The organism is Nostoc sp. (assembly GCF_041747015.1).
Classification (GTDB): Bacteria; Cyanobacteriota; Cyanobacteriia; order Cyanobacteriales; family Nostocaceae; genus Nostoc.
Genome location: NZ_JBGTFY010000272.1, coordinates 1 through 3,315 on the forward strand (window position 1 = coordinate 1; position 3,315 = coordinate 3,315).

At 44.3% G+C, this 3,315-nt stretch carries 3 protein-coding genes and 3 pseudogenes; 1 reads left to right on the forward strand and 5 read right to left on the reverse strand.

All coding sequences use genetic code 11. The features are described from left to right. From ACEW80_RS22535 to ACEW80_RS22545, 3 genes and pseudogenes are all read right to left on the reverse strand, one after another. Positions 1 to 528: pseudogene (locus tag ACEW80_RS22535) on the reverse strand (IS6 family transposase); the annotation flags it as partial. Further along, a pseudogene (locus ACEW80_RS22540) lies at positions 440 to 1,179 on the reverse strand (IS1 family transposase). The pseudogenes ACEW80_RS22540 and ACEW80_RS22535, both read right to left, overlap by 89 nt. 114 nt (positions 1,180 to 1,293) lie before the next feature. Continuing rightward, on the reverse strand, positions 1,294 to 1,926 hold the full coding sequence (locus ACEW80_RS22545) for a TetR family transcriptional regulator (protein ID WP_373528735.1): 633 nt from the start codon (positions 1,924 to 1,926) through the stop codon (positions 1,294 to 1,296). A 323-nt stretch (positions 1,927 to 2,249) separates the two neighbouring features. Here ACEW80_RS22545 and ACEW80_RS22550 point away from each other — a divergent pair, with 323 nt between their 5' ends. Beyond that, entirely contained in the window at positions 2,250 to 2,702 is a 453-nt protein-coding gene (locus tag ACEW80_RS22550; protein WP_373528736.1) for a DUF2141 domain-containing protein, read from the forward strand. 15 nt (positions 2,703 to 2,717) lie between these two features. Here ACEW80_RS22550 and ACEW80_RS22555 read toward each other — a convergent pair whose 3' ends face one another. Together ACEW80_RS22555 and ACEW80_RS22560 are read right to left on the reverse strand one after the other, a co-directional pair. Next, positions 2,718 to 2,972, reverse strand: a complete 255-nt coding sequence (locus tag ACEW80_RS22555) for a hypothetical protein (protein ID WP_373528737.1) — start codon at positions 2,970 to 2,972, stop codon at positions 2,718 to 2,720. Positions 2,973 to 3,171: 199 nt separating this feature from the next. Continuing rightward, a pseudogene (locus tag ACEW80_RS22560) lies at positions 3,172 to 3,315 on the reverse strand (IS6 family transposase); the annotation flags it as partial.

The following is a 3,315-nucleotide window of genomic DNA, read 5'->3' on the forward strand; positions in this document are numbered from 1 at the left end:
TCCTCTAGCCACTCCTTGAATCTGTCCTTTCCTCATCATGTGCATCATTTCATATCCTCTAAGGGTTCGCCTCGCTGTGTTGAATGACCCAAACCCCATCCCCGGCTTGACTAGTCGCTTGATGAACCTATGGTCCTGCTCGACGATGTTGTTGAGGTATGGACACTGGCGCAACTCAACTGTTTCAGGTAACTCTAGCTCAGCTTCAAGCTCAACTATTGCTTTTGGGTAGGCCGGGTTCTTATCGACTGTTATCACTCGTGGTTGCTGATTGTGGGTAGCCTTCAGCATCTTGGGAAAAAAGCGCTTAGCCGCCTTGGCATCGCGTTTGGCAGTGAGCAAAAAGTCGAGGGTGTTGCCTGCTGAATCCACAGCCCGGTAAAGATACTTCCATTTCCCCTTAACTTTGACGTAGGTCTCGTCCAACCGCCAGGAGTCATTAGTGGAACGTGATAAATAGACCAATGACAATGTCGTGCATTTCCTCACTTCTAGAGAAGCAGATTGTCTTGCGAGCCAACCGCTTAATTCGAGTTCTTCACGTCAAATGTTTCCGTTCAATTCGCTGGGTTTTACGTTTCCCAACTTCATGCTGCTCAGGTGGGATGCGTCTCTCATATGCACCCCATCCATCCGTGCAATACTTCTGAATTCCAAACGGTTCCAGCAATCTCTTTAATTCAAGAAACACCTCATCTTTGCGTCGTCCGAAAACATACGCTAACACTTTGCCACTGCGTCTATTAAGCGCATGCCATAACCACCTTTGATTGCCCTTATTACCAACAAAACTCCACATTTCGTCAAGTTCTGATTCTTGAATCTCTTGCTCTTCAAGCTCATCTGCACGGAGCAGCTCAACCTCAATATTTTCAGGCTTTAGAGTTTCTAAAAGCTTTTGGTTAACTTGGCTTAGTTTTGAGCTTTTTTTTATTCTTTGATGACGGTGGTGTGACTCACCTTGAGGACTCTGGCAACATCCCTGACACCACTTCCACTCAGGGTCATTTCTATAATTTGTTGCTTAACTTCTGGTTTTCGCCCATCATAGGAATGGTCTAGGATAAAGGTACGGTATGGACATTCCTCGTTTTTACAAAGATAGCGTTGTTTCTGTCTAGCAGATTTACCAAACTTAGAAACATCAGTTCTGTGACAATGTGGGCATTCAACTGGAATTCAGACCGTCATAGAAAATATACTTAAATATCATACAGTATAAATAATCATACTGGATTTGAGCATAGTCTTTCAACACTTCTGGAACATAACCTACGTTGGTAGCCCACCCTTCTAAGCTCGCACTCCTGCAAGCACAAAACGGATTGCCTCCTGCTGATGTTGAGTCAGCATCTCCTTTCCCAATAACCGTTTCTTTTCCCAAAGATGTTTTATGTTCTCCTTGGCGCAAAAATAGAAAACACAAGTGCCAATTAAGTTTACTGCCATATGCTGAGGATCAAGCGGACGAAAAACGCCACTAGCAACTCCTCCCTTTAAAATTGTACTTAATAGACGATAAAATTCTAAAATTTCAATTTCTTCATGATACTTGCCCTGGTTCTGCATTGCTTCATAGAGCATAATCATTGGCAAATTTGGATTTTTGTTTAGTTGTGAGAGAAAGTAGTGCAAGAACTGTTCTAACGCGATGTCTGGTGCCAGTTGATCTAAGTTCATCGCTTGTATTTCTTGAAAACGTTCTACAAATGCTCGTTTGAGCATTGCAAGATAGAGTCCTTCTTTATTCTGGAAATAGTAGTAAATCATTGTCTTTGTTGCACCCGATTTTGTAGCAATCACCTCTGTATGGGCAGCAGCCAGTCCATGTTTGGCAAATTCTTCTTCTGCTGCATCTAGAATTGCTGCCTGAGTTGCTTTGGCATTGTAAGTTTTTAGAGGGGTAAGAGGGTTACGCTTTGTCATTAGAGAAAAACTTGCAACCTAGTTTACTGACTTGTAAGTCAATTATCTGGTAAATCATTAACCAAAATAATAATTTGGCATTTATATGCCTAAAGATAGATTTCCTGTTTCTTGCACGAAAGTATACTGACAGGTAAGTAAGTTTCAAATGCTTAGGCCAGGCTATAACTATGCTTTGAATACTTTTTCCAATTTAAGGAGCCAATTATGATGGATTTAACGTGACGGGTTGCCCTGATTACAGTGGCAACCATTGTGCCCTGCACAATTTCGGGGTGCGTATAACCTCTTGACAACCAATGATTTAATCGAGATAAACTTAAATGCAACACTTTCGTGTGACAAGTTTCCTATTCACAGTGCTGGGAAGTTTAACTCTGGCATTGAGTGCTAGCGCAAATTCATCGAGTACCTTAACAATTAATGTGGATGGATTGCGAAATCGCAAAGGACAGGTGTGTTTAAGTGTGTTTGCAGCAAGTATTGGCTTTCCGAGTAAAACTACAAATGCAGTGCAGAGTCAATGCATAAAAATTACAGATACCCCATTAAGAGTGACACTTGGACAGTTACAGCCAGGAAGCTATGCAGTTGCAGTTCTGCATGACGAAAACAATGACCGTCAGGCTAATCGCAATTTCTTAGGTATCCCGAAGGAAGGATTTGGGTTTTCTCGAAATCCAGCCATTCGCTTTGGTCCTCCTAAGTTTGCCGCTTCAGCCGTTCCTGTTAAGGGTTCAAGCACGAATATCCAGATTCAGTTGAAGTACTTTTAGGGAGCTTGGGAACGTTTACGGTAGTGATAGTAACGAGCCAAAGCTTGATGGGTTCTGCGCCAGAAGGACCAATACATCACAAACTCGAAAGACCAAGAACAAGGGAATAGTAATCTCCACAGCCAGCGCCTCAGATTGCAAGCAAAGTCTCTCCCCACTGGCTGCGCCATCCCCATGCCAGTCACGAAATGGACAGAGGAGCGCCGGTGCATCTAGTGCAGCAAAACATTGGGCCATGCCAATGTTGCCACTACAGGTCGCTATCTCCACGCACGACCCACGGATAGTTCAGCGCGATTTTTGGTGTTGTGAGCTTGGGCTGTGGGTGGGGTAGATCTCGGAAGCGATCGCCGGAGTAGAAGACTGCTACCCCCACCGTCTACGCCACCCTTTTGCTTCTAAGCTAGTGCTCAAGGGTATAGACACCTTGCGGGCAGGGTATCTCACCCGGCACAAGTCGGAGTCGAAGCTTCTCTAATTCTGGTCCATACTGCTGCACCCAACGGTAAATCGTCGTGTGGTGAACATCCATACCCCGTTCGTTCACCATCTCGGCTACTTGCCGATAGCTCACTGGATAAGTGCAGTACCAACGCACACAGCGGAGAATAAT

What these genes read in the sequence shown, in the direction of transcription:
- ACEW80_RS22545 (WP_373528735.1), bottom strand. Translation starts at nt 1,926, where the DNA reads ATGACAAAGCGTAACCCTCTTACCCCTCTAAAAACTTACAATGCCAAA.
- ACEW80_RS22550 (WP_373528736.1), top strand. Translation starts at nt 2,250, where the DNA reads ATGCAACACTTTCGTGTGACAAGTTTCCTATTCACAGTGCTGGGAAGT.